The organism is Streptomyces sp. NPDC013157 (genome assembly GCF_042899865.1).
Taxonomy (GTDB): Bacteria; Actinomycetota; Actinomycetes; order Streptomycetales; family Streptomycetaceae; genus Streptomyces.
Genome location: NZ_JBIBAK010000021.1, coordinates 19,973 through 43,425, shown reverse-complemented (window position 1 = coordinate 43,425; position 23,453 = coordinate 19,973). Strand labels below are relative to the sequence as shown.

Annotated in this window: 22 protein-coding genes and 1 pseudogene; 14 read left to right on the top strand and 9 right to left on the bottom strand. The window is 70.4% G+C overall.

Annotated features, from left to right (window positions below; all coding sequences use genetic code 11):
- The first annotated feature begins 4 nt into the window (after positions 1-4).
- From nadC to ACFY6U_RS43805, 7 genes are all read left to right on the top strand, one after another.
- The gene (nadC, locus tag ACFY6U_RS43835) at positions 5-982 is read left to right on the top strand and encodes a carboxylating nicotinate-nucleotide diphosphorylase (RefSeq protein ID WP_390047552.1); all 978 of its coding nucleotides are present in this window, start codon (positions 5-7) and stop codon (positions 980-982) included.
- Between the two features lie 4 nt (positions 983-986).
- The gene (locus ACFY6U_RS43830) at positions 987-1,784 is read left to right on the top strand and encodes a type III pantothenate kinase (protein ID WP_390047550.1); all 798 of its coding nucleotides are present in this window, start codon (positions 987-989) and stop codon (positions 1,782-1,784) included.
- A gap of 384 nt (positions 1,785-2,168) precedes the next feature.
- Entirely contained in the window at positions 2,169-2,774 is a 606-nt protein-coding gene (locus ACFY6U_RS43825; RefSeq protein WP_390047809.1) for a hypothetical protein, read from the top strand.
- Between the two features lie 83 nt (positions 2,775-2,857).
- The gene (locus tag ACFY6U_RS43820) at positions 2,858-3,037 is read left to right on the top strand and encodes a hypothetical protein (protein WP_390047548.1); all 180 of its coding nucleotides are present in this window, start codon (positions 2,858-2,860) and stop codon (positions 3,035-3,037) included.
- A 138-nt stretch (positions 3,038-3,175) separates the two neighbouring features.
- Positions 3,176-3,598 carry a BlaI/MecI/CopY family transcriptional regulator gene (locus ACFY6U_RS43815; RefSeq protein ID WP_390047807.1) on the top strand — a complete coding sequence of 141 codons (423 nt, stop codon included), beginning with the start codon at positions 3,176-3,178 and terminating at the stop codon, positions 3,596-3,598.
- Between the two features lie 9 nt (positions 3,599-3,607).
- Positions 3,608-4,141 (top strand): amino-acid N-acetyltransferase, encoded by a 534-nt coding sequence (locus tag ACFY6U_RS43810; RefSeq protein ID WP_294009416.1) that lies wholly within the window; start codon positions 3,608-3,610, stop codon positions 4,139-4,141.
- A gap of 318 nt (positions 4,142-4,459) precedes the next feature.
- Positions 4,460-4,795 (top strand): Lsr2 family protein, encoded by a 336-nt coding sequence (locus tag ACFY6U_RS43805; RefSeq protein WP_093500012.1) that lies wholly within the window; start codon positions 4,460-4,462, stop codon positions 4,793-4,795.
- On the opposite strand, the gene ACFY6U_RS43800 is transcribed toward ACFY6U_RS43805, so the two are convergent.
- Positions 4,774-5,460 (bottom strand): SCO3374 family protein, encoded by a 687-nt coding sequence (locus ACFY6U_RS43800; RefSeq protein ID WP_390047545.1) that lies wholly within the window; start codon positions 5,458-5,460, stop codon positions 4,774-4,776. The two genes, ACFY6U_RS43805 and ACFY6U_RS43800, sit on opposite strands and share 22 nt — an antisense overlap.
- Before the next feature lie 430 nt (positions 5,461-5,890).
- On the opposite strand from ACFY6U_RS43800, the gene ACFY6U_RS43795 reads away from it, so the two are divergent.
- A complete protein-coding gene (locus tag ACFY6U_RS43795) occupies positions 5,891-8,416 on the top strand; it encodes an ATP-dependent Clp protease ATP-binding subunit (RefSeq protein WP_351317762.1) in 2,526 nt (841 codons plus the stop codon).
- A 63-nt stretch (positions 8,417-8,479) separates the two neighbouring features.
- Here the strand turns inward: ACFY6U_RS43795 and ACFY6U_RS43790 are convergent.
- Both ACFY6U_RS43790 and ACFY6U_RS43785 read right to left on the bottom strand, forming a co-directional pair.
- Positions 8,480-11,523, bottom strand: a pseudogene (locus tag ACFY6U_RS43790) (NACHT domain-containing protein).
- A 46-nt stretch (positions 11,524-11,569) separates the two neighbouring features.
- Positions 11,570-12,172 (bottom strand): HAD family acid phosphatase, encoded by a 603-nt coding sequence (locus ACFY6U_RS43785; protein WP_390047543.1) that lies wholly within the window; start codon positions 12,170-12,172, stop codon positions 11,570-11,572.
- 461 nt (positions 12,173-12,633) lie between these two features.
- Between ACFY6U_RS43785 and ACFY6U_RS43780 the strand changes: the two genes are divergently transcribed.
- A complete protein-coding gene (locus ACFY6U_RS43780; RefSeq protein ID WP_390047541.1) occupies positions 12,634-13,185 on the top strand; it encodes a M23 family metallopeptidase in 552 nt (183 codons plus the stop codon).
- A gap of 13 nt (positions 13,186-13,198) precedes the next feature.
- Here ACFY6U_RS43780 and ACFY6U_RS43775 read toward each other — a convergent pair whose 3' ends face one another.
- Positions 13,199-13,795, bottom strand: coding sequence for a TetR/AcrR family transcriptional regulator (locus ACFY6U_RS43775; RefSeq protein WP_390047539.1), 597 nt, complete (start codon positions 13,793-13,795; stop codon positions 13,199-13,201).
- A gap of 148 nt (positions 13,796-13,943) precedes the next feature.
- Here ACFY6U_RS43775 and ACFY6U_RS43770 point away from each other — a divergent pair, with 148 nt between their 5' ends.
- The 4 genes from ACFY6U_RS43770 (at position 13,944) to ACFY6U_RS43755 (ending at position 17,471) form a co-directional block, all read left to right on the top strand.
- Positions 13,944-15,542 carry an MDR family MFS transporter gene (locus ACFY6U_RS43770; RefSeq protein ID WP_390047537.1) on the top strand — a complete coding sequence of 533 codons (1,599 nt, stop codon included), beginning with the start codon at positions 13,944-13,946 and terminating at the stop codon, positions 15,540-15,542.
- A 164-nt stretch (positions 15,543-15,706) separates the two neighbouring features.
- Positions 15,707-16,168, top strand: a complete 462-nt coding sequence (locus ACFY6U_RS43765) for a helix-turn-helix transcriptional regulator (protein ID WP_390047805.1) — start codon at positions 15,707-15,709, stop codon at positions 16,166-16,168.
- Complete coding sequence (locus ACFY6U_RS43760) at positions 16,165-16,596, top strand: VOC family protein (protein WP_390047535.1); 432 nt, start codon at positions 16,165-16,167, stop codon at positions 16,594-16,596. The genes ACFY6U_RS43765 and ACFY6U_RS43760 overlap by 4 nt, the downstream gene beginning before the upstream one ends.
- Before the next feature lie 2 nt (positions 16,597-16,598).
- Positions 16,599-17,471, top strand: a complete 873-nt coding sequence (locus ACFY6U_RS43755; protein ID WP_390047533.1) for a class I SAM-dependent methyltransferase — start codon at positions 16,599-16,601, stop codon at positions 17,469-17,471.
- A gap of 110 nt (positions 17,472-17,581) precedes the next feature.
- Here the strand turns inward: ACFY6U_RS43755 and cseC are convergent, their stop codons facing one another.
- The 5 genes from cseC to ACFY6U_RS43730 all read right to left on the bottom strand — a co-directional run bounded on the left by cseC (position 17,582) and on the right by ACFY6U_RS43730 (position 22,017).
- Entirely contained in the window at positions 17,582-18,934 is a 1,353-nt protein-coding gene (gene cseC / locus ACFY6U_RS43750; RefSeq protein WP_390047531.1) for a two-component system sensor histidine kinase CseC, read from the bottom strand.
- A gap of 11 nt (positions 18,935-18,945) precedes the next feature.
- The gene (gene cseB, locus ACFY6U_RS43745; RefSeq protein ID WP_351714158.1) at positions 18,946-19,650 is read right to left on the bottom strand and encodes a two-component system response regulator CseB; all 705 of its coding nucleotides are present in this window, start codon (positions 19,648-19,650) and stop codon (positions 18,946-18,948) included.
- Positions 19,651-19,672: 22 nt separating this feature from the next.
- Positions 19,673-20,347 (bottom strand): hypothetical protein, encoded by a 675-nt coding sequence (locus tag ACFY6U_RS43740; RefSeq protein WP_390047529.1) that lies wholly within the window; start codon positions 20,345-20,347, stop codon positions 19,673-19,675.
- On the bottom strand, positions 20,335-20,874 hold the full coding sequence (locus tag ACFY6U_RS43735; RefSeq protein WP_390047527.1) for a SigE family RNA polymerase sigma factor: 540 nt from the start codon (positions 20,872-20,874) through the stop codon (positions 20,335-20,337). Before ACFY6U_RS43735 ends, ACFY6U_RS43740 begins: the two co-directional genes overlap by 13 nt.
- A 267-nt stretch (positions 20,875-21,141) precedes the next feature.
- Positions 21,142-22,017: an A/G-specific adenine glycosylase gene (locus ACFY6U_RS43730; RefSeq protein ID WP_390047525.1), complete on the bottom strand. Its 876-nt coding sequence runs from the start codon at positions 22,015-22,017 to the stop codon at positions 21,142-21,144.
- Positions 22,018-22,219: 202 nt separating this feature from the next.
- Between ACFY6U_RS43730 and ACFY6U_RS43725 the strand changes: the two genes are divergently transcribed.
- The gene (locus tag ACFY6U_RS43725) at positions 22,220-23,083 is read left to right on the top strand and encodes a hypothetical protein (RefSeq protein ID WP_390047523.1); all 864 of its coding nucleotides are present in this window, start codon (positions 22,220-22,222) and stop codon (positions 23,081-23,083) included.
- Positions 23,084-23,453: the final 370 nt, after the last annotated feature.

Genomic DNA, 23,453 nt, shown 5'->3' with positions numbered 1-23,453 from the left:
AGACGTGAGCACCAACGACCTTCCCCTTGCCGACGGCGGCGGCTGCGGCGACGGCTGTGCCTGTGGCGCCGAGGGCGACGAGGAGTACCTGGAGTGCGGGCTCGACCCCGCGCTCGCCGAACTGCTGGCCGCCGCCGGGCTCGACCCCATCGAGGTCGAGGACATCGCGAACGTCGCCATCCAGGAGGATCTGGCGGGCGGCCTGGACGTGACGACCGTCGCGACGATCCCCGAGGAGGCGGTGGCGACCGGCGACTTCGTCGCGCGCGAGGCCGGTGTCGTGGCGGGCCTCAGGGTGGCCGAGGCCGTCGTCTCCGTGGTCTGCACCGACGAGTTCGAGGTCGAGCGGCATGTCGAGGACGGCGACCGGGTCGAGGCCGGCCAGCCGCTGCTGTCGATCACCACCCGCACCCGCGACCTGCTCACCGCCGAGCGCAGCGCGCTGAACATCCTGTGCCGGCTGTCCGGCATCGCGACCGTCACGCGCGCGTGGGCGGACGCCCTGGACGGCACGCAGGCACGCGTGCGTGACACCCGGAAGACCACACCGGGGCTCCGGTCGCTGGAGAAGTTCGCGGTGCGCAGCGGCGGCGGCGTCAACCACCGCATGTCGCTCTCCGACGCGGCCCTGGTCAAGGACAACCACGTGGTCGCCGCCGGCGGCGTCGGCCCGGCCTTCAAGGCGGTGGGGGAGGCGTTCCCGGAGCTGGCGATCGAGGTCGAGGTCGACACCCTGCACCAGCTGCGCGAGGTCGTCGACGCGGGCGCCGACCTGATCCTGCTGGACAACTTCACGCCGATGGAGTGCGAGGAGGCCGTCGCGATCGTCGACGGGCGCGCGCTCCTGGAGGCGTCCGGGCGGCTCACGCTGGACAACGCGCGCGCGTACGCCGAGACGGGCGTGGACTTCCTGGCCGTCGGCGCCCTCACCCACTCCTCGCCGATCCTGGACATCGGCCTGGACCTGCGCGAGGCGGAGTGACCCCATGCTCCTCACGATCGACGTCGGCAACACACACACCGTCCTCGGGCTCTTCGACGGCGAGGACATCGTCGAGCACTGGCGCATCTCCACGGACGCGCGCCGTACCGCGGACGAGCTGGCGGTGCTCCTCCAGGGCCTGATGGGCATGCACCCGCTGCTCGGCGACGAGCTGGGCGACGGCATCGACGGGATCTCGATCTGCGCGACCGTGCCGAGCGTGCTGCACGAGCTGCGCGAGGTCACGCGGCGGTACTACGGCGATGTGCCGGCGGTGCTGGTGGAGCCCGGGGTGAAGACCGGGGTGCCGATCCTCACCGACAACCCCAAGGAGGTCGGCGCGGACCGGATCATCAACGCGGTCGCCGCCGTCGAGCTGTTCGGTGGGCCGGCGATCGTCGTCGACTTCGGGACGGCGACGACCTTCGACGCGGTGTCCGCGCGCGGCGAGTACGTCGGGGGTGTGATCGCGCCCGGTATCGAGATCTCCGTGGAGGCGCTGGGCGTCAAGGGGGCGCAGCTGCGGAAGATCGAGGTGGCCCGGCCGCGGAGCGTGATCGGGAAGAACACGGTGGAGGCCATGCAGGCGGGCATCGTGTACGGGTTCGCCGGGCAGGTCGACGGGGTGGTCGGGCGGATGGCGCGGGAGCTGGCGGATGATCCGGACGATGTGACGGTGATCGCGACGGGTGGGCTGGCGCCGATGGTGCTGGGGGAGTCGTCGGTGATCGACGAGCATGAGCCGTGGCTGACGCTGGTGGGGTTGCGGCTGGTGTACGAGCGGAACGTGTCGCGGATGTGAGCGGTCGGTGGGGGCGGCGTGGGGTCTTTCGCCCCCGCCGCCCCTGCCCGTCCCGTCCCTTCAGGGGGTGGGTCCCCTTCGCCCCCCGGTTGCGGCCGCCCGGTTTCGGGGGCTGCCGCCCCCCCCGGACCCCCGCTTCGGCCTGAACGGCCTCGTCCTCAAACGCCGGACGGGCTGGTGGGGGTGCGGGCTGGTGGTCGTCCTCAAACGCCGGACGGGCTGAGACAAGCGCCGGAGCTGAGATGAGCGCCGGGCGGGCTGAGATGTGGATGAGCACCGTCCAGGTGGGTGGCCCTGTCGCGCCACACCCGGTCGCTATGTCGAGTTTGTCTGATTTACGCGTATCTTCGGTCCATGCCCACGCCATACGGATCCCGCGGCGGCATGGCGTTCGGTGCGGAGGAGCTGCGTGTGCTCCGCCGTGCTCTCGCCCTCGCCCTTCACCCCGGTCCCGTCTCCGCCGAGGACGTCAAGGACTGTCATCGGCTCGCCGAGTCGCTCGACGAGGCGATCGGCGAGGGGGCCCGGCTGCGGGCCTTCCTGGTGGCCGATCTGGCCCGGTACCGCGCCGCCCTGCCGGGGACCGTCGTCGGTTATCTCGCCCTCCTGGAGGAGGCGCTGGGGGCCGGGCACCGGCCCACCCCGGACGACCTCGCCGCGCTGCGGGCGCTGCGGGGGAACGCTGGTGCCGCCGCTCTGCTCGGCCGCTGCCAGGACCTCGCCGAGCGCGATGTGCGGGCCCGGCTCGCCCAGGGTGCCCGGAAGGTACCGGCACCGGCCGTTCCGGTCTCCAGGGCCCGGCTGACGGCCCTGCCGGGCGGAGTGGCCAAGGAGCCGGAGAAGAAGCCCAAGGAGAAGCCCGCGGAGCGGCCCGCGCCGCCCGAGCCCGCCGTGCCGAAGCGGCCCATTCCCACGCCGGGCGAGGTCTTTCCGCGGCGCCGGCCCGCCACGCCGCCCGCCGGGCCCCCGCGGCAACTCGCCGCGGGCTGAGAAAACGGCAGCTGGCGGGGGGTTGCGGAGTGGTTCGCCCACCCCGCCCCTTTCGCACGGTACTCCGTGGCTACCCTGGACCCATGGACTACGTCTCCGCGCTTGTACCTCCGGTCGTCATGGCCGTCTTCTTCATCGGTCTGGTCCGGGTGATCGTGAAGACCCAGGGCGGGGCCGCCAAGGCCAAGGAGGACGCCGCCGTCGACGCGGCCTTCGCGGAGAACGCCCGCCAGGCCGCCGTCACCAAGACCGACGGAGTCTGAGGGCCGGGCCGCGCCCGCCGCGGCGTGCCCCACTTTCCGGGCCGTACGCCCTTTTTGTTCGCCTTTGTTGATGAAAGTGCACGTCCGGCATGCCATTGGTGAGATCTCCCACTATTGTTCTGAGCTGTGCCTCGCCCATTGGGAGAACTCGAAGACGCGGTCATGACGCGGGTGTGGAAGTGGAACCGCCCGGTGACCGTTCGAGAAGTCCTGGAAGACCTTCAGCGGGAACGGTCCATCGCATACACCACGGTGATGACCGTCCTGGACAATCTCCATCAGAAGGGCTGGGTCCGGCGGGAGGCCGAAGGGCGCGCCTATCGATATGAGGCCGTCTCCACCCGGGCCGCCTACGCCGCCGCCCTGATGAACGACGCCTGGTCGCAGAGTGACAACCCGGCCGCCGCACTCGTCGCCTTCTTCGGGATGATGAGCGACGAACAGCGGCGGGCCCTGCGGGACGCGGTACGCATCGTGCAGGGTCCGGATAGCGAGAGGGAAGACCGGGCGGCTCCGCAAGAGGAGAACCCCGGCTCGGTGGCGGACGCCGGCGGGCGATAGCGTCCGCTCATGTCAGCGACGCGCCCCGAAGTCACCGCAAAAGCCATCACCGTCCGGCGGGCCCGGACCAGCGATGTCCCGGCCGTGCGCCGCCTGCTCGACGTGTACGTTCGCGACCGCATCCTGCTCGACAAAGCCACGGTGACGCTTTACGAGGACATCCAGGAGTTCTGGGTCGCGGAACGCGACGACAACGCCGAGGTGGTCGGCTGCGGCGCACTCCACGTGATGTGGGAAGACCTCGCGGAAGTGCGCACTCTCGCGGTGAACCGGGGCCTCAAGGGCGCCGGTGTCGGTCATCAGTTGCTGGAGAAGTTGCTGGAGACCGCACGTTGGCTTGGTGTTCGGCGCGTTTTCTGTCTGACCTTCGAAGTCGAGTTCTTCGGGAAGCACGGCTTCGTGGAGATCGGTGAGACACCCGTGGACACCGATGTCTACGCGGAGCTGCTGCGTTCCTATGACGAGGGTGTCGCGGAGTTCCTCGGACTCGAACGAGTGAAACCGAACACCTTGGGCAACAGTCGGATGCTTCTGCATCTGTGATCGCCGAGAGGCATCGAGAGGGATCCACGGGGATCGCGGCGTACAAGGGCCATCGAGGCAGAGATGGCCGGAGATCGGCCGGAGATCGGCCGGAGATCGGCCTGCTATTCCGGGCATCCCCCCTTGCCCCGGTGCCCTATGTCCGAAACGCGCATGTTTCCGGGTGGGAGCGGGCCCCTCGGCCTCTCCCAGGGGTTTGTGTTTTTCCCGCAAAAGCGGTTTGCTTTCCGACGTACTGCAGTACTGCATATAACAGGGGGCGGCGAAACGGCGGGCGCCGCGACCCCGGCCCTGAAGTTATCGATGAAAGGAAATCCGGTGGCACAGAAGGTTCAGGTCCTTCTTGTCGACGACCTCGACGGCGGCGAGGCGGACGAGACCGTGACGTTCGCGTTGGACGGCAAGACGTACGAGATCGACCTCACGACCGCCAATGCGGACAAGCTGCGCGGCCTTCTCGACCCCTATGTCAAGGGTGGCCGACGTACCGGTGGCCGTGCCTCGGGCGGACGCGGAAAGGCCCGTGCGGCTTCCGGCGGCAGCCAGGACACCGCGCAGATTCGCGCGTGGGCCAAGGAGAACGGTTACGACGTCAACGACCGCGGCCGTGTTCCGGCGACGATTCGCCAGGCCTACGAGGACGCGAACGCCTGACTGTCCTCCGGCCCGCGGCCCACGCGCCGCAGCCGGACGCGGTGGCACTCCGTGGCCACCGTGTCCACCAGTCGTACGAGATCGGGGGCGCCTCCGACGCCCCCCATGGCCGACAGCGTCGGCAGCGAGGCCTCGACCTCGCACCCGGACTCGGGGGGCCGCAGCCAGACGGCGGCCCCCTGCACGGGCCCGGCCGGGGCCCCGGCGGATCCGGAAGGCGGCCGGATCCCGGTGACCGCCGGCCCGGGCCGTACCGGTGCGTCCATCGCGCTCCCGGCGCCCAGCGCCCGCAGATCGAGATCGAGGGCCGGTGCGCCCCACTCCAGCCAGGCCAGCAGCCCCGGCAGCTCCTCCGCACTGCCCGCTGCCACCAGCAGCCGCATCCGGTCGCCCTGAAGGGCCACCGGAGAGCCCGGCACCAGGTGCCTGAGCGCCCGTGCACCCGCCCGCGCCGGCACCTCCAGCACGTCGAAGCGCACGCCCGTGACCAGCCTTGGCGGCTCTCCGGGCGCACCGGGCACCGTTGCCCACCCCAGATCGTTCTCGTACCAGTGCCGGACGCCGCCCGGACCGGAACCGGCGCCGCACTCGGAACCGGAAGCGGAATCGAACGGACGACGGGGGTGAGGGACCGTTGAAGCGGCCAGAGGTGCTGTGCCAGCCATACCGACTGAAACCGCCCCGACACCATCAGGGTTACGCTGGGTGCGCGTGTGGCTGCGCACAGTTCCGGGAAACGGGGCGTGCGGGGGTCCGGAGAGACGCAAGGTTGTTCGCCCGTAGCGGAGGGACCGGGGGTCCACGGCATGGACTGTCAGTAGCTGCGGGTAAGACATCCCTAGTGGGAGGGGGCGACACGCAGGCGAGGGCGTCTCACGTTCGCCATCGGCGTACTGGCGGAAAGGGTAACTGCCTGGCCTGCGGGAACATCGTCTCGCACCATCGGGTTGGAGCAGATGTCGGCGTTCGGGGTCAGGAGGCCATCGACGGTGTCGGCAGTTGGAATGAGCGGTCCCCGCTTGCGGGACTAAGCTGCGGAAGGACAGAGAGGGGAAGTTCCCCCCACTGCCTGACCGCTCTGAGGAGCGATTAACGATGTTCGAGAGGTTCACCGACCGCGCGCGGCGGGTTGTCGTCCTGGCTCAGGAAGAAGCCCGGATGCTCAACCACAACTACATCGGCACCGAGCACATCCTCCTGGGCCTGATCCACGAGGGTGAGGGTGTCGCCGCCAAGGCCCTTGAGAGCCTCGGGATTTCGCTCGAGGCGGTCCGCCAGCAGGTGGAGGAGATCATCGGCCAGGGCCAGCAGGCCCCGTCCGGGCACATCCCCTTCACCCCCCGTGCCAAGAAGGTCCTGGAGCTGTCGCTCCGCGAGGCCCTTCAGCTGGGTCACAACTACATCGGCACGGAGCACATCCTGCTCGGCCTGATCCGTGAGGGCGAGGGCGTCGCCGCCCAGGTCCTGGTCAAGCTGGGCGCTGATCTCAACCGGGTGCGGCAGCAGGTCATCCAGCTGCTCTCCGGCTACCAGGGCAAGGAGACCGCCACCGCCGGCGGCCCTGCCGAGGGCACCCCCTCGACGTCCCTGGTCCTCGACCAGTTCGGCCGGAACCTCACCCAGGCCGCTCGTGAGTCCAAGCTCGACCCGGTCATCGGGCGCGAGAAGGAGATCGAGCGGGTCATGCAGGTGCTGTCCCGCCGTACCAAGAACAACCCGGTCCTGATCGGTGAGCCCGGCGTCGGCAAGACCGCCGTCGTCGAGGGCCTCGCCCAGGCCATCGTCAAGGGCGAGGTGCCCGAGACCCTCAAGGACAAGCACCTCTACACCCTGGACCTCGGCGCCCTGGTCGCCGGCTCCCGCTACCGCGGTGACTTCGAGGAGCGCCTGAAGAAGGTGCTCAAGGAGATCCGCACCCGCGGCGACATCATCCTGTTCATCGACGAGCTGCACACGCTGGTCGGTGCGGGTGCCGCCGAGGGCGCCATCGACGCGGCTTCGATCCTGAAGCCGATGCTGGCCCGCGGTGAGCTGCAGACCATCGGTGCCACCACCCTGGACGAGTACCGCAAGCACCTGGAGAAGGACGCGGCCCTGGAGCGCCGCTTCCAGCCCATCCAGGTCGCCGAGCCGTCCCTGCCGCACACGATCGAGATCCTCAAGGGTCTGCGTGACCGGTACGAGGCCCACCACCGGGTCTCCATCACGGACGAGGCGCTGGTCCAGGCCGCCACCCTGGCCGACCGGTACATCTCGGACCGCTTCCTGCCGGACAAGGCGATCGACCTGATCGACGAGGCCGGCTCCCGGATGCGCATCCGCCGGATGACCGCTCCGCCGGACCTGCGCGAGTTCGACGAGAAGATCGCCGCCGTCCGCCGGGACAAGGAGTCCGCGATCGACTCGCAGGACTTCGAGAAGGCCGCCTCCCTCCGCGACAAGGAGAAGCAGCTCCTGGCCGCCAAGGCCAAGCGGGAGAAGGAGTGGAAGGCCGGCGACATGGACGTCGTCGCCGAGGTCGACGGCGAGCTGATCGCCGAGGTCCTCGCCACGGCCACCGGCATCCCGGTCTTCAAGCTGACCGAGGAGGAGTCCTCGCGTCTGCTGCGCATGGAGGACGAGCTCCACAAGCGGGTCATCGGCCAGGTCGACGCCGTCAAGGCGCTGTCGAAGGCGATCCGCCGTACGCGTGCCGGTCTGAAGGACCCGAAGCGCCCCGGTGGCTCGTTCATCTTCGCCGGCCCGTCCGGTGTCGGTAAGACCGAGCTGTCCAAGGCCCTCGCCGAGTTCCTCTTCGGTGACGAGGACGCGCTGATCTCCCTCGACATGTCGGAGTTCAGCGAGAAGCACACGGTGTCGCGTCTCTTCGGTTCGCCCCCCGGCTACGTGGGCTACGAAGAGGGCGGCCAGCTGACCGAGAAGGTCCGCCGCAAGCCGTTCTCCGTCGTCCTCTTCGACGAGGTGGAGAAGGCCCACCCGGACATCTTCAACAGCCTGCTGCAGATCCTGGAGGACGGTCGCCTGACCGACTCCCAGGGCCGGGTCGTGGACTTCAAGAACACGGTCATCATCATGACGACCAACCTCGGCACCCGGGACATCTCCAAGGGCTTCAACCTGGGCTTCGCGGCCTCGGGTGACACGAAGACCAACTACGAGCGCATGAAGAACAAGGTCCAGGACGAGCTCAAGCAGCACTTCCGGCCCGAGTTCCTCAACCGCGTCGACGACGTGGTCGTCTTCCCGCAGCTCACGCAGGAGGACATCCTGCGGATCGTCGACCTTATGGTCGGCAAGGTGGACGAGCGCCTCAAGGACCGGGACATGGGCATCGAGCTCTCCCAGTCCGCCAAGGAGCTGCTGTCCAAGAAGGGCTACGACCCGGTGCTGGGCGCGCGTCCGCTGCGTCGCACGATCCAGCGCGAGATCGAGGACACGCTCTCGGAGAAGATCCTCTTCGGCGAGCTGCGCCCCGGTCACATCGTGGTCGTCGACACGGAGGGCGAGGGCGAAACCAAGACCTTCACCTTCCGCGGCGAGGAGAAGTCGGCCCTGCCCGACGTCCCGCCGATCGAGCAGGCGGCCGGCGGCGCCGGACCGAACCTGAGCAAGGAGGCGTAGCCCTTCGGGGGTACGCCGAGTGAGGGGCCGGTGCTTTTCGGAGCACCGGCCCCTTCGCGTTGCTCAGACGTGGTCCATGGTGACGGTGGCGTTCGGGAAGAGGGCCGCGTAGTGGTCCGCGGTCAGATGGCTGGCGGTGCCGCGCAGGTCCACCTGGCGAAGTCCCGGCAACCGGGAGGCCAGGACGGAGAGGTCCTCGCCGCCGGACAGGGGGGAGACTCTGATTGAGGTGATGCCCGGCAACTCGGGCATGGCCTCGAAGGATTCCGGGAAATTCCTGAGGACCGACCTGTTGATGTAGAGGTCGGTCAGTCGGGGGAGTTCCGCGACGGCCCGCCAGTCGTCCGCCGTCAGCCCGGCACCGAGTCGGCTGAAGCTGAGTCGGCGGAGAGTCGGCCACTGCTGCAGCCCTCGAAGGCCGCTCCGGTTCGTGGAGTTCGCTCCCAGGAAGAGGACTTCCAGGGGAGCATCGACGGGCAGGATGTCCGTGAGACGTTCGGCGGGTATTTCCTGATCCACGTAGACGTATCTGAGCGAGTGCAACGCTCCGAGACCTGTGAGATCCGCGATGCCGTTGCAGCTGAGCTGGAGGAGGCGAAGCTCGGCGAGCCCGTCCAGGCCGTGCGCGGCCTCGCAATCGGTCAGCCTCAGGCTTGCGAGGGAACTGAACCGCACAAGCGCACTCAAATCGGTGAGCAGGGAGTTGTCCTGCACGTCGAGGATGGTCACCGTCTCGGGCGCGGGTATGGCGGCGTAGATCTCTTCGACCGATTGCTCACCGCGAAAGTCCAGGTAGGGCCAGGGCCGCATCCGCGCCAGTTCCGCTCGCTGTTCGGCGGACTCGCAGGTGAGGCCGAGCTGCTTGCGATCCAGGTGATCCAGCACCTCTTTCGCGTACTCCGAGGCCTCGAAGCGTCCCCAGGTGCCGACCAGCTGTCGTCGCACATCCAGGTCAGGATGCTCGCGGAACCTCCGCAGCACCCCCAGGGCTCCCGTCGGTTCCTCCCCGCCCAGCAGCGAAGCCGTCACCGTCACCCCCAGTGCCTCCGCGTCGGTCAGCCCTTCCGGCCCCGGCAGCAGCTCCAGCACCAGCGGGCCCGCCTCCGCCAGCAGCTTCGCGTCCTCGCTCGTACGCGGCGGAATCAGGGCCGCCGCCCGCTGCTCCACCTCCGCCCGCACCCCCGGATCCAACGCCGTGGCGTGCTCCAGGCAGGCCAGTGCCAGCAGGGCCAGCCGAGGGGTGTCGTGGGTCAGCAAACGCCGAAGCAGCGAGGCTCGTTCGCGGGGCCGGGCGTGGGCCACCGCCATGCGGATCACGTCCTCCCACTGGGTGTCGGCCGCGTGGCTCGCGAGGACGTCCAGATGGCCCTCCTCCACCGCGTACCGTGCGCCCAGGTAGTCCTGGAAGGTGCGGTGGACGAAGTCCATGACCCCGTCGGCCGGTTGGCGGACCAGGCCGCTGCGCAGCAGGAGGGTGCGCAGGACGGTCGGTGCGTCCGAGCTGAGCGCGAGCGCCGGCAGGCAGCGCTCCACGATCCCCTCGGCCGTCTCGACGTCCATCTCGGTGCGGCCGCTCAGCACCAGCGCGTAGGCCAGGCGTTGCAGCAGCTCCAGCTGGACCTCCTCGCTCAGCTCGACCTCGTCCACCGCTCCCATGCCCCGCTCCCGGTCCCGGCGGGCCAGCAGCATCGCGAGGGCGGCGTCGTACAACTCCTTGCGGCCGGTGGGGAGAAAGCCGCGGCGCTCCCGGTGCAGGGCGCAGATCAGGCCGCACATCAGGGGGTTGGTGGCGAGGCGGGCCAGGTCGCGTTTGGTGCGGAGGGAATCGAGGAGGGGGCCCTTGAACTGCGGGGCCTGGGCCGCCGTGTGCCAGCGCTCCAGGAAGGTCGTCACGTCCGCGCGGCGCATGGGGGCCAGCGTCAGTTCGCGGAAGCCCTCGGCGGCGAGCCACTCGGGGCGTACGGCGGTGGGGCGGGAGGTCAGCATCCAGCGGTTGCCCGGGAACGCGCGGATCAGGGAGAGCAGCCAGTCGCGGGTGCGGTGGCGCTCGGCCGCCGGGATCTCGTCCAGGCCGTCACCAGCACCAGGGCCCGGCCGGCCGTCAGGACGCGTTCCGTCCAGCCGTCGGGGGGCGTGAACGGGCAGCTGACGGCGGTCAGGAAGGCGGCCGGGGCGGGCAGTGCGCCCGCGCGGATCAGGGTGCGCAGCGGGAGGACGTACGGGATGCGCTCGCCGGTGCGCGCGGTGGTCACCGCGAGCCACTGGACCAGGGTGGTCTTGCCGGAACCCGCATCACCGCGCAGCAGCACGCGGCCATGGCCGCGCATGGCCTCCTCGGCCGGCAGCTGGAGGGTGACGGGCGTCAGGTGGTCGGCCTCCGGCCGGTCGCCGGGCTTCTCGGCGGCCGTCGCCTCCAGGCTCAGGTAGGCCACTTCAAGGGGCCAGCGGTCCGGGGAGTCGCGCAGGTCGATGCCGTAGATGGTGATGTGGTTGTGGTGCTCGGCGACATGGGAGCGGTACTGGTGCTCGAAGGCGGTGTCGCGGGCGTCGGGGCGCGGGACGCGGCTGATCAGCTCGTCGATCTTGGCGATCAGTTCGGCCTGGGAGCGGGTCTGTTCCACGAGGGTGCGGGCGACAAAGGTGGAGCGGCGGGTGAAGAACTCCAGGATCTGGAGGCAGGCCCACTCCGTCGCGGAGTCGAGGAAGTAGCAGGCGTCCGAGGAGAGGCCGTCGGGCGCGGACGCCGCGGACTGCAGCCGCGCGGCCAGATCGACGTGGCCCAGCCGTACGGCCTGGACGTCGTCCATGTCGAGATCGCCGAGGGCGAGCAGTCTGCGGGCCAGCGCGTCGGCGACCGCGATCTGTTCCCTGGCCGCGAAGGGCGGCTCGCCGGGTGAGTCGACCGCCTGCCGGACCAGGTGCTCGGCGAGCTTGTGCACGTCCTTCTCGACCAGGGCGCGCTTCTCGCCGCGGAAGGACACCAGGCTCTTCAGCCGCACCGGCCTGTCCACCAGCCCCGCGCCCGGGCCGTCCGCCACGAAGAGCTTCTTCAGCAGCGGGCCCATCAGGCTCGACGCCAGCTTCCCGCCCAGTACCGTCGGCTCCATCCGCCACCCCCGTGAGTCCCGTCAGCGGATGGAGCCTATCGGCGACCTACGACAACTGGCCGTTGTAGTCGGGCAGCTTGAACGTTTTGTCGGCGTGGCCGCCCGAGAGGTCGGTGGCGCTGTTGCCGATGTTCGCGATGATGTCGTAGCCCTTGTTCTCGATGTCGACGCGCTGGGCGGTCTTGTAGGCGGCGACGTCCTTGAAGAGGTCGAGGAAGCCGCGGACGTAGAGGCCGGAGACCTGGTAGCCGTCGTGTTCGAGGTTGTACTCGGTCGGCAGGTAGATGATGCCGGGGCGGGCCGTGACGAAGAACAGCGAGACGCCGTGCTCCTGGGCGTACTTGGCGACGTTCAGGACCGGCTTGTTGGCCGGCTGGGGGTAGCTGAAGCCGAAGTCGGTCTCCAGCGTGGTGTTGTCGATGTCGAAGACGATCGCCTGCTTCTCGCCCGGCTGGGCGGCGGCGATGCGCTGCTTCAGGTAGGGCAGGGCCTGGTCCATGACGGACTGGCAGTCCTGCTGCCAGGTGGCGTAGTCGACCGTGGCGGAGCTGCTCTCCGTCGCGGCCTGGGCCGGCGCGGCCATCCCGGCGAGCGCGGCCACGGAGACGGCGGTGACGGATGTGCGGCGGATCCAGGTGCCTGTGGTCATCGGGGCGGGGTGTCCTCTCACGTCATGGCTCACGTCATGGCCAGTGGTGTCAGGGGCATGATGAGTGGGGCAGGTGGCGCGTGGGGAACCGTAGGGTTACTGGCCGGTAGGGCGCTAGAGGTGTGCGTCACATCGGTACATGCCGTTCGAGCGGCTGCGGGTGACATACCGCACGGGTGAAATGTCTGTTACTAGCGGAGATAGTGGATTCGCTCCCCCGGGGCGAAAGAGGCCTTCTTTTCCGCGCTCCGGGCGGGGCCCCGCGTCGGGGCGGGTTTGCCCTGTCGGCATGGCGCGTGTCAAGAAATGGTCAATTTTGGGATGGGTTACTAGGAAGCGTCGTAGAAGGGCGGCTTGAGCGGTTTTCGGGCTTCGGGTTACCAAGGGATGCCCCGTCCGGTGGCCGCCCCTGTGGGCTGGCGCCCGGAAGGGGTCCCTGTCGTCTACTCCACGAGGTTCCGATGTCCCTGCGCGCCGCTCTCCGTTCCCCCCGTACGTCCTCGCTCCGCAAGCGGGCCGCCGTTCTGGCTGCCGGTGTCGGGGTCACGGCCGTGGTGGGCTCGGGGGTCGCGGCGGCCGCCACCTCCAGTGCCGCCGCCTGGGTCGACCCGGTGAAGAAGTACACGCTCTCCGCGACCTTCAACCAGGCCGGCGGCATGTGGACCGCTCGGCACAGCGGGCAGGACTTCGCGGTGCCGAGCGGCACCGAGGTCGTCGCGGCGCACGGCGGCACCGTCGTCAAGGCCGGCGGCAACGGCGCCGGTGACGGTCCCGCGTACGGCAACGCCATCGTCGTCAAGCACGGCAACGGCCAGTACTCGCAGTACGCGCACCTGTCCCGGATCGACGTCAGGGTCGGCCAGATCGTCAAGACCGGTCAGCACATAGCCCGCTCCGGAAACACCGGCAACTCCTCCGGGCCGCACCTGCACTTCGAGATCCGTACGACCCCGAACTACGGCTCCGCGGTCGACCCCGTCGCCTTCCTGCGCGCCAAGGGCCTCATCGTCTGACCCGCCGGACTCGTCAGGACGGGTGTGAACCCCGGTGGGCCTGGGTCACCAGGTCCACGGCGACCTCCAGGACGGCCTCGCGCTTCTTCCGGGGGTCGCCCTCGACGTCCTGCATCACGAACATGCCGGCGTGCAACGTGAAGAGCGCGCTGATGCAGCGGACCTGGTCGGTCAGGGCCGCGTCCGGGTCGATGATGATGTTCCGCAGGCCGCGCATCCGGTCCTTGAAGGTGTCGCCGATCCGCAGCTCCCGGACCGTCGCCTGGTTCTCCTGCATGAACCGGAACAGCGGCTCGGCGTCGCTCAGCGCCCGGTGGTAGCGCCGTATGATCTCCTGCTTCGTCTCCAGGGTGTGCGGCTGGCCCTTGCCCCAGTCGATCAGGTCCTCGATCGGCCGCGTCAGGTCCTCGAAGACGCTGACCAGGATCTCTTCCTTGGTCTTGAAGTGGTAGTACAGGGCCGCCTTGGTCACGTCGAGGTGCTCGGCGATCTCCCGCAGAGAGGTCTTCTCGTACCCCTGCTCGGCGAAGAGTTCGAGCGCCACGTCCTGGATGCGCTGGCGGGTGTTCCCGCGGCGCTGCTGCTTGGTGCCGTCCATGGTGACGCTCATCCTCTTACTCCTCGCACTCCCGCGAAAACTTGCTTGCCGCCCGGCTAGTAAACTTACTTGACGCCCGGCTAGCAACGGGTCTAACTTCCGAGTGTACTGAACTAGCCGGGCGACAAGTAAGTAGCTGTCGCCAGGGGGAGTGGGAGAGATGGCGGACACCCAGGCGGCCGAGACCGGCCAGCAGATACCGGGGGCACCGGAAGCGGTCGCGCCACCGGAGAAAGAGCCGAAGAGCGTACGGGTCGTGATGCTCGCGCTCATGGTCGCGATGATGCTCGCGATGCTCGACAACATGATCGTGGGCACGGCGATGCCGACGATCGTGGGCGAACTGGGCGGTCTCGAGCACCTGTCGTGGGTCGTGACCGCCTACACCCTCGCCACCGCCGCGGCCACCCCGCTCTGGGGCAAGCTCGGTGACATGTACGGGCGCAAGGGCGCCTTCATGACCTCCATAGTCATCTTCCTGATCGGCTCCGCGCTCAGCGGCATGGCCCAGGACATGGGCCAGCTGATCGGGTTCCGGGCCGTCCAGGGCCTCGGCGCCGGCGGCCTGATGGTCGGCGTCATGGCGATCATCGGCGACCTCGTGCCGCCCCGCGAGCGGGGCAAGTACCAGGGCATGATGGCCGGCGTCATGGCGCTCGCCATGATCGGCGGCCCGCTGGTCGGCGGCACCATCACCGACAACTGGGGCTGGCGCTGGGCCTTCTACATCAACCTGCCGCTCGGCGTGGTCGCGCTGGCCGCCATCAGCGCCGTACTGCACCTGCCGAAGAAGCGGAACAAGACGCGCATCGACTATCTCGGCGCCGCTCTGCTGACCCTCGGCATCACCTCGATCGTGCTGGTCACCACCTGGGGCGGCTCCCAGTACGCCTGGACGTCCGCGCGGATCATGGAACTGATCGCCATCGGCGTCGTCGCGCTGGTCGGGTTCGTCTTCTGGCAGAGCAAGGCCGCCGAGCCGGTCCTGCCGCTGCACATCTTCCGCAGCCGCAACTTCACCCTGATGTCGATCATCGGCTTCATCGTCGGCTTCGTGATGTTCGGCGCCACGCTGTTCCTGCCGCTGTACCAGCAGTCCGTGCAGGGCGCGTCCGCGACCAACTCCGGTCTGCTGCTGCTCCCGATGCTCGGCGCGATGCTGGTGACCTCGATGGTCGCCGGCCGGGTCACCACCAGCACCGGCCGCTACAAGATCTTCCCCCTCGCGGGCGGAGTGCTGCTCGCCATCGGCCTGTACCTGCTGTCCACCATGGACACGGACACCACCCGGTTCATCTCCGGCGTGTACATGGCCGTCGTCGGCCTCGGCATGGGCTGCCTGATGCAGATCACCATGCTGGTCGCGCAGAACAGCGTGGAGATGAAGGACATGGGCGTCGCGTCCTCGTCCACCACCCTGTTCCGTACGCTCGGCTCGTCCTTCGGCGTCGCCATCATGGGCGCGATCTTCAACGACCGGGTCAAGGACGTCATGGCCGAGCGGGCCGGCTCGCTCGGCTCCAAGATCACCGAGCAGTCGGCGCAGCTGGACGCGAAGAGCCTGGCCAAGCTGCCGGCGGCGGCGCGCGAGGCGTACCAGCACGCGGTGTCGGCCGGTACCCACTCGGCCTTCCTGCTCGGTGCCGTCATCGCCGTCCTGGTGCTGGTGGCCGCGGTCTTCGTGAAGGAGGTCCCGCTGCGGGGCGGGCCGCAGACAGCGGACGAGGCGGCGCCGATGCCGGTGGTCGAGGCCGTCTGAGACTGGATGCGGGTGGTTCTGGGGGCTGCCGCCCCCAGGCCCCCGCATCATCGGCCTCCGGCCTCGTCCTCGATCTCCCCCAGAGGGGGCACCCCCGGACGGGCTGGTTTCCTAGCATTGGCCCCGTGGACAAGTTGCGGCAGCTACGCCTCGCCAAGGACGCGATGGACCGGGACTGGGCCGACCCGGCCCTGGACCTCGATGCGGTCGCCGCGCACGCCGGGTACTCGCGGTACCACTTCCTGCGCGCCTTCAAGGCGGCGTACGGCGAGACCCCCGGCCAGTACCTGACGCACCGCAGGATCGAGCGGGCCGAGGAGATGCTCCGCAGCGCGGACCTCACCGTCACCGAGATCTGCCACCTGGTCGGCTTCAGCAGCCTCGGCACCTTCTCGGCGAGGTTCAAGGCCCGCACCGGGCTCAGCCCCACCGAGTACCGGACCGAGCACGTCGGCCGCGGTGCCTCCCTCATCCCCGGCTGCTACGCCATGCTCTGGGCCGGCGGGTTCCCGGGCAGAAGCGCAACTTCCGAGAAGCGCGGCCCGGACCCGGCTGCCTACGGTGACGGACAGGAACAACGACCGTCCGGCGGCCGAAGCCGGGCAGGCAGGAGAGCGGTCCCATGATCCAGGGCCTGGCCATCACCACCGTGTGGACCTTCGACCAGGAGCGCACCAAGGCCTTCTTCACCGAGAAGCTCGGCTTCGAGGTGCGCGACGACATCGCGATGGGCGACATGCGGTGGATCACCGTCGGCGCCAAGGACCAGCCCGGTGTCGAACTCGCCCTGATGCGCCTGGACGGACCGGGCCTCGACCCGGAGTCCGCCGAGGCGCTGCGCAAGCTGGTCGCCAAGGGGGTCATGGGGGCCGGCGCGTTCCGTACGAACGACTGCCGCGGCGACTACGAGACCTTCAGCGCGCGGGGCGTCGAGTTCGTCCAGGAGCCCAAAGAACGGCCGTACGGCACCGAGGCGATCTTCCGCGACGACAACGGCAACTGGTACTCGCTGACCGAGCGCAGCGAAGAGCTCGACTTCACCAAGGAGTTCTGAGCGTGCCGACGGAGACCGGGCCCGACCACACCGCCGTCCGCACCGCCCTGTGGCGGGCGCTGCACCTGCGCGCCGACGCGCCGCCGTACGTCATCGAGGACGAGGTCGGGCTGCGGCTCGCCGAACCGGACGCGGGCGCCGCGGACACCGCGGACGGCTGGCGGGCCCGGCCGGACATGGACGTCGAGGCCACCCGGCGGACCCGGGCGTCCATCGTGGCCCGGGCCCGGTTCGTCGAGGACCTGGTGGTGGCCCAGGCCGGGCGCGGGGTGGACCAGTACCTCGTTCTCGGTGCCGGGCTCGACACCTTCGCGCAGCGCCGGGCCGCCGACGCGGTGGCCGCCGGGCTGCGGGTGTTCGAGGCGGACCGGGCCGGGGCCGTGGCCTGGAAGCGGCGGCGGCTGACCGAGCTCGGGTACGGGGTGCCGGACTGGCTGACGCTGGTGCCGGTGGACTTCGAGGGCGACTGGTGGGGGCAGCTGGTGGCCGCCGGCTTCGATCCGCGCCGGCCGGCCGTGGTCGCGTCCGCCGGGGTCACGATGTACCTCACGGAGGACGCCGTCGCCGCCACCTTCCGGCACATCGCGCGGCTCGCCCCAGGGTCGACGCTGGTCACGACGTTCCTGCGGCCGATCGAGGACGTCGAGCCGGACCAGCAGGAGCAGCTGCGGGTGGCGCAGCGGGGCGCGCGGGCATCCGGCACGCCCTTCCTGAGCTTCTACGCACCTGAGCGGCTGGCGGCCCTGGCCCGCGAGGCCGGCTTCCGGGAGACCCGGCATGTCCCGGCGGAGGAACTCGCCGACCGCTACTTCACCGGCCGCACCGACGGCCTGCGCCCCTCCCGCGGCGAGGAACTCCTCGTGGCCCGCACCTGAACACACCTGAAGGCGCCACACCCTGGAGTGCCCCGTCAGGGGCATCCATCAGCCTGCGCGGCTCACCGGCTCACCGGCTCACCGGCTCACCGGCTCACCGGCTCACCGGCTCACCGGTTTCCCGCCTGGGTCGGGCCCGGCAGCATCGGGTAGCTGCCGGTGGCCGTCGGGGCGTGTTCCGGGAGCCACAGGACGGCCACCGCGCCCTCCGCCGGGATGTGCTCGGGCGCGCCCGCGGGGCGGATGTTGCGGAAGGTCAGGCGGGCGCCCAGGACGCGCGCCTGGCCCGCCGCGATGGTCAGGCCCAGCCCGTGGCCCTCGCCGGCCCGGTCCTCGCTGCCGGTGCGGAAGCGGCTCGGCCCCTCGGCGAGGAGCTTCTCGGGGAAGCCGGGGCCGTGGTCGCGGACCCGGATGACCCGGCCCTCGACGGTCACCTCGACGGGCGGCTTGCCGTGCCGGGCCGCGTTGGCGAGCAGGTTGAACAGCACCCGTTCCAGGCGGCGCGGATCGGTGGTGACCTCCGACTCGTGCACCACCCGCACCTCGATCGCCGGGTCCTTCGCGGCCACCCGCCGGGTGACGAACTCGCCCAGCATGATGTCCTGCAACTCGGCCCGCTCGGAGGCGCTGTCGAGGCGGGCCACCTCCAGCACGTCCTCGACGAGGGTGCGCATCGCCTTCGCCCGGTCCAGGACCAGCTCGGTCGGACGGCCGGGCGGCAGCAGCTCGGCCGCCGTGAGCAGCCCGGTCACCGGTGTACGCAGCTCGTGCGCGATGTCGGCCGTCACCCGCCGCTCGGCCTCCAGGCGCTGCTGCAGCGCGTCCGCCATGGCGTCCACGGCCCGCGCCAGGTCGTCGGTCTCGTCCCGTACGACCCCGCCGATCGCCTCCCGTACCCGTACGTCCGGCTCGCCCTGGGCGACCTGGTTGGCCGCGGCCGCCGCCTTGCGCAGCCGGACCGAGAGCTGCCCGCCGATCAGCACGCCGAGCGCGCTGCCGCCGAGGACGACCGCGATGGAGCCGATGACCAGGGCCTGGTCGAGGTCCTTCAGCACATTGCTGCTGCGGTTCGCGAAGGTGCTGTGCAGGGACAGCACCCGCCCGTCCTTGGCCTGCACCGCGGCCCAGATGTCGGGCGCGCCGCTGCCGTGGTCGATGACGTCGGTCGCCCGGCGGCCCGCGTCGACCCGCTCGCGCAGGGCCGGCGGCAGCCGGGGGTCGTCGACCTTCACGTCCGGGAAGTTCGCCCTCCCGTACAGCTCGTAGTTTCGCTGGCCGATCTGCAGCCGCTCGTTGGCCAGCTCGCGCGCGTTGTCCAGCATCGAGACCCGGGCGGCGTTGTGCACCACCAGGCTCAGCGCGATCGCGACCAGCGCGCCGACCAGGGCGATCGCCGCGCTCAGCTTCCATCTGAGTCCGGTGCGCAGTCCCGGACCCCGGTACCGGTTGGAGAACCCCCGCATGACCGCCTCGCTCAGGCCTTCAACTTGTAGCCGAAACCGCGGACCGTCTCGATGCGGTCCTGGCCGATCTTGGTCCGCAGCCGCTGCACATGGACGTCGACGACGCGGGTGTCCCCGCCCCAGCCGTAGTCCCAGACGCGTTCGAGCAGCTTGTCGCGGGAGAGCACGGTCCCCGGCGCCGAGGAGAACTCCAGGAGCAGCCGCATCTCGGTGGGCGTCAGCGCGACCGGCTGCCCGGCCCGGCGCACCTCCATGCCCTCGGTGTCGATCTCCAGGTCGCCGAAGGTGAGCATGCCACCCGTCACCTCCGCCGCGTCCTCGTGCGGCTTCTCGCCGCCGCTCGCGTGCCCGAAGCGGCGCAGCACCGCCCGGATCCGGGCGACCAGGACGGCCCCGTCGAACGGCTTGGTGACGTAGTCGTCGGCGCCCGCCTCCAGGCCCAGCACCACGTCGATCGAGTCGGCCCGCGCCGACAGCATGATCACCGGGACGGTCGACTCGTCGCGGATGCGCCGGCACAGGCTCACCCCGTCCAGGCCCGGGACCATCACGTCCAGCAGGGCGATGTCGGGCCGGTCGGCGCGGAAGGCCTCCAGTCCCGACAGGCCGTCGGGCATGGCGGTGACCGCGAAGCCGTCCCGCTCCAGGGCGAGCTGGGTGGCCTCGCGGATGACGTCGTCGTCCTCGACGAAGAGGACGTGGGTCTGGTCTGCCATCCCGGTTCTCTCGGTAGTGGGTTCAGTTGGCTGGGGAGGGCACCGGCGTGGCGCCGTCGTCGCCGCTGCCGGCCGCGTTCCCGTAGTCGGTGTGGTGGAAGTCCTCCTGGACGAAGCGTCCCGCGGACCAGCTGTAGGTGATCACGTTCTCGCCGGAAGGGCTCGACACCGGGTCGCCCTTCTCGTACACCTGCTTGGTCACGCTCAGGTCGCCGCGGTCTATCTCCGCGTAGACCGGGGACTCCTCGGCCTTGAAGACGTTCTTGTACGCGCCGCTCTCCCTGCGGTACACGTACGCCCCGACCCCGACCGCGTCCCCGCAGGTCAGGACATTGACGACAATGTCCTCGACCGGGCCGCCGGTCAGCTCGCCGTACGTCACGTCGACGGGGTACTCGTCGCCCGAGCACGGTTTCAGGTCCCGCTTCACCGTGGCCGAGACAGCCGGGTCGGCCTTCACCAGGGCGACCGCGTCGACCTTCTCGTACGTCTGCGACGGGTTGGGCGAGGGGGCCTTGGCCGCCGGGGCGGGCGCGACCGAGCCGGCGTGCGCCGGTCCCTCGTCACGGGCTCCGGTGCCGCCGGTGCCGCAGGCCGCGGCGAAAAGGGCGAGGGCGGCGAGCACGGCCGCCGCCGTGATCACCGCCTGTGCACTCGCCGGGCCTCTGCTGGACCCCGTGCCGGTCAGGCCGCGCAACGCTCCCGCTCCTCACGCTCCAGCGCGCGTGCGTCGAGGTCGCGTGACTCCAGCTCCTCGCGGAGCCGGGCGAGCGCCCGGTGCAGCGTGCTCTTGACCGTTCCGGCCGACATGCCGAGGGCGGCGGCCGTCTCCTCCGTGGACATCTGCTCCCAGTGTCGCAGCACCACGACACTGCGCTGCTTCGGAGCCAGCACCTTCATGATGTCCATGAGGAGAGCGCGGTCCGCGTGCTGCTCGGTGGAGTCCTCCACGCGCGCGTCGGGCAGCTGCTCGGTCGGGACCTCCTCCAGCTTCCGGGCCCGCCACCACTCGGTCCGCGTGTTGATCATGACCCGGCGCAGGTAGGCGTCGGCGAGCTTCTTGTCCTCGATGGTCTCCCAGCGGCCGTACGTCCGGACCAGCGCGGTCTGCAGCAGGTCCTGGGCGTCCGTCGGGTCCGGGACCAGCCGGCGGGCGCTGCGCAGCAGCGCGTCCTGCCGAGTGCGGACGTACTCCTCGAATTCGAGCACCTCGCCCTGCGCCATGATCAACCGCCTCCCGATCCCCGTTTTCCCCGGCCCTGTGCCTGAGTCCCTGCCGTCCCGCGGTCCTGGCGGGCACAGAAACGAAGCTACGGACCCGTTGTCACGGGGCTGTGCGGAGCAGCCTGCGGGTAGCAATCGGCTGTCCGTCGGTTGTGTAACGGAAGTAGGTACGGGGTAAGCGGGCACAGGTTTATGCCCGGCTATGTGCTGATTTGCCGCGGGGTCGGTGTCGTAACAGAGCCCCGTCTCCTGTGATGTGGCTGTACGTCAGCCCAGCGGAAGCCGGTACAGGCCGCCCGCGAGCGGCTCCACCAGGCCGTCCGAGACCAGCCCGTCCAGTGCGCGGGCCCGCTGCACCGGCTCGTGCCACACCCGGTCGAGCGCCGTCTGCGGCACCGGGGCGTGCGCCTCCCGCAGGACGGCGAGCAGCTTGCCGCGCACCTGCCGGTCGGTGCCGGCGTACGTCTGCCCGCGCCGGGGCGGCCCCTCGTGCTCCGGCTTGCCGGCCAGCCGCCAGGCGCACTCCCCGGCGATCGGACACCGCTGGCACGTCTCGTTCTTCGCCGTGCAGACCAGCGCGCCCAGCTCCATCGAGGCGGCGGCCCAGCGGGCGGCGGTCCTGTCGTCCGGGGGCAGCAGCTCGCGGGCGAGCTTGCGCTCGGCGGCGGTGGTGGCGTTCGGCGGGTACTGCACACCGGTCACCGCCCGTGCGAACACCCGCCGCACATTGGTGTCGAGCACGGCGTGCCGCTGCCCGTACGCGAACGACGCCACGGCCGCGGCGGTGTACTCGCCGATGCCCGGCAGCGCGAGCAGCTGCGCGTGATCCGTCGGTACGTCCCCGTCGTGCCGTTCCGTTATGGCGACGGCGGCGCCGTGCAGCCGCAGGGCCCGGCGCGGGTAGCCGAGCCGGCCCCAGGCGCGGACCGCCTCGCCGGGCGCCTCGGCGGCGAGGTCGGCGGGGCGCGGCCAGCGGGCCAGCCACTGCTCGTACACGGGCAGCACGCGGCTGACCGGCGTCTGCTGCAGCATGAACTCGCTGACCATCACACCCCACGGGCCCGCCTCCGGGCGGCGCCAGGGGAGGTCACGGGCGTGGGTGTCGAACCAGGCGATCACAGGGGTGTGAAGCTTCTCAGTCATGGCCCTTCCGATCCTGCCACGTCCGGGGACGGGTGGGGTGGACGTGGTCCGCGGCGGGGGCGGGGCGTGGTCGCGGTTGACGCCGCTCGCGGCGAAGAGCGGCCGTGCCGACGGGAGTTGCCGGAATGATGATCCGGAAAAGTTGAGGTTTGGGCGGCGGGTGGGGCGAGGAACTGCACGGATCTCTCGTACAGTTTGGGCCGTGGGATCTCTGCGCAATCCGGTCGGGCCGCTTCCCTCCTCCATCTACTGGCGACGGAGGGTCTTCATGCTGTCGGCGCTCGTCGTCCTGGCACTGCTGATCGCGTGGATCGTGACGTCGAACGGCGGGGGCGGCAAGAAGAACGCCGACGGGTCGGACGGCAAGAATCCCGTGTCCACGATCACGCCGGGGCCGTCCGGAAGTGGGCCGGCGATCAGCCAGGCACCCGGCGGCCGGGACGGGGCGAGCGGGAGCGGTTCGGGAGGCGGTTCCGGTTCGAGTTCGGGTTCGAGCTCCGGTTCCGGCGACGGGAGTTCGGGCGCCACGGGCGGCGACACGTCGGGCGGCTCGACCGGTTCGGGCGGTTCCTCGGGCTCGTCGGGTTCCTCGTCCGGCTCGGGGGACGACGTGACGTCGGGTTCCGGCGGTACGGTCGCCTCGCTGCCCGGGACTTCCACGCTGCCCAACTGCACCGCCGGGTCGGTGTCGTTGACCCTGCGGAGCCTGCACAACTCGTACTCGCCGGAGCAGACGCCGACCTTCGAGCTCACCGCGAAGAACACGTCGTCCAGTGACTGCAAGATCGACCTCGGGCCGAAGAACGCGGTGCTGACCATCACGCAGGCCAGTGCGGACGACACCTACTGGTCCTCGGCGGACTGCCCGAAGTCCGCGGCCGGCCGGTGGTACCGGGTGCCGTCGGGGAGCAGCATCACCTACACCCTGAAGTGGGACCGCAAGCCGAGCGCCGCCCAGTGCGCAACGCCTGCGGCGGGCTCGGCCGGCACAGGCACGTACCTCCTGGAGGCGACGGCCCCGGGGTACGCCAAGGCCCAGGCATCCTTCGTGCTGACGGCGGACTAGCGGGCGGCGGGGGTTTCACTCACCGGCGCTTGCCGGTTGCCGCCCGCGCCCACCCGTGCCGCCCCAGCGGCACGACTGCCCGCGGCTGAGTAGAAGCGCCGGCCGGAGCGCCCTGTCAGGGGCGCGGGGAACTGCGCGATCGGCCCCCACCGGCCCGCGGCCGAGTGACTGGCGTGCGCAGGGTTTCGCTTGCCGGCGCTTGCCGGTTGCCGCCCGCGGCTGAGTAGAAGCGCCGGCCGGAGTGCCCCGTCAGGGGCGCGGGGAACTGCGCGGGCGGCCCCCACCGGCCCGCGGCCGAGTGACTGGCGTGCGCAGGGTTTCGCTTGCCGGCGCTTGCCGGTTGCCGCCCGCGGCTGAGTAGAAGCGCCGG

What these genes read in the sequence shown, in the direction of transcription:
- ACFY6U_RS43785 (WP_390047543.1), bottom strand. Translation starts at nt 12,172, where the DNA reads ATGACCACAGGCACCTGGATCCGCCGCACATCCGTCACCGCCGTCTCC.
- ACFY6U_RS43830 (WP_390047550.1), top strand. Translation starts at nt 987, where the DNA reads ATGCTCCTCACGATCGACGTCGGCAACACACACACCGTCCTCGGGCTC.
- ACFY6U_RS43775 (WP_390047539.1), bottom strand. Translation starts at nt 13,795, where the DNA reads ATGAGCGTCACCATGGACGGCACCAAGCAGCAGCGCCGCGGGAACACC.
- ACFY6U_RS43780 (WP_390047541.1), top strand. Translation starts at nt 12,634, where the DNA reads ATGTCCCTGCGCGCCGCTCTCCGTTCCCCCCGTACGTCCTCGCTCCGC.
- ACFY6U_RS43765 (WP_390047805.1), top strand. Translation starts at nt 15,707, where the DNA reads ATGGACCGGGACTGGGCCGACCCGGCCCTGGACCTCGATGCGGTCGCC.
- ACFY6U_RS43760 (WP_390047535.1), top strand. Translation starts at nt 16,165, where the DNA reads ATGATCCAGGGCCTGGCCATCACCACCGTGTGGACCTTCGACCAGGAG.
- ACFY6U_RS43735 (WP_390047527.1), bottom strand. Translation starts at nt 20,874, where the DNA reads ATGGCGCAGGGCGAGGTGCTCGAATTCGAGGAGTACGTCCGCACTCGG.
- ACFY6U_RS43770 (WP_390047537.1), top strand. Translation starts at nt 13,944, where the DNA reads ATGGCGGACACCCAGGCGGCCGAGACCGGCCAGCAGATACCGGGGGCA.
- cseC (WP_390047531.1), bottom strand. Translation starts at nt 18,934, where the DNA reads ATGCGGGGGTTCTCCAACCGGTACCGGGGTCCGGGACTGCGCACCGGA.
- cseB (WP_351714158.1), bottom strand. Translation starts at nt 19,650, where the DNA reads ATGGCAGACCAGACCCACGTCCTCTTCGTCGAGGACGACGACGTCATC.
- ACFY6U_RS43820 (WP_390047548.1), top strand. Translation starts at nt 2,858, where the DNA reads ATGGACTACGTCTCCGCGCTTGTACCTCCGGTCGTCATGGCCGTCTTC.
- ACFY6U_RS43730 (WP_390047525.1), bottom strand. Translation starts at nt 22,017, where the DNA reads ATGACTGAGAAGCTTCACACCCCTGTGATCGCCTGGTTCGACACCCAC.
- ACFY6U_RS43825 (WP_390047809.1), top strand. Translation starts at nt 2,169, where the DNA reads ATGGCGTTCGGTGCGGAGGAGCTGCGTGTGCTCCGCCGTGCTCTCGCC.
- ACFY6U_RS43800 (WP_390047545.1), bottom strand. Translation starts at nt 5,460, where the DNA reads ATGGCTGGCACAGCACCTCTGGCCGCTTCAACGGTCCCTCACCCCCGT.
- ACFY6U_RS43810 (WP_294009416.1), top strand. Translation starts at nt 3,608, where the DNA reads ATGTCAGCGACGCGCCCCGAAGTCACCGCAAAAGCCATCACCGTCCGG.
- ACFY6U_RS43795 (WP_351317762.1), top strand. Translation starts at nt 5,891, where the DNA reads ATGTTCGAGAGGTTCACCGACCGCGCGCGGCGGGTTGTCGTCCTGGCT.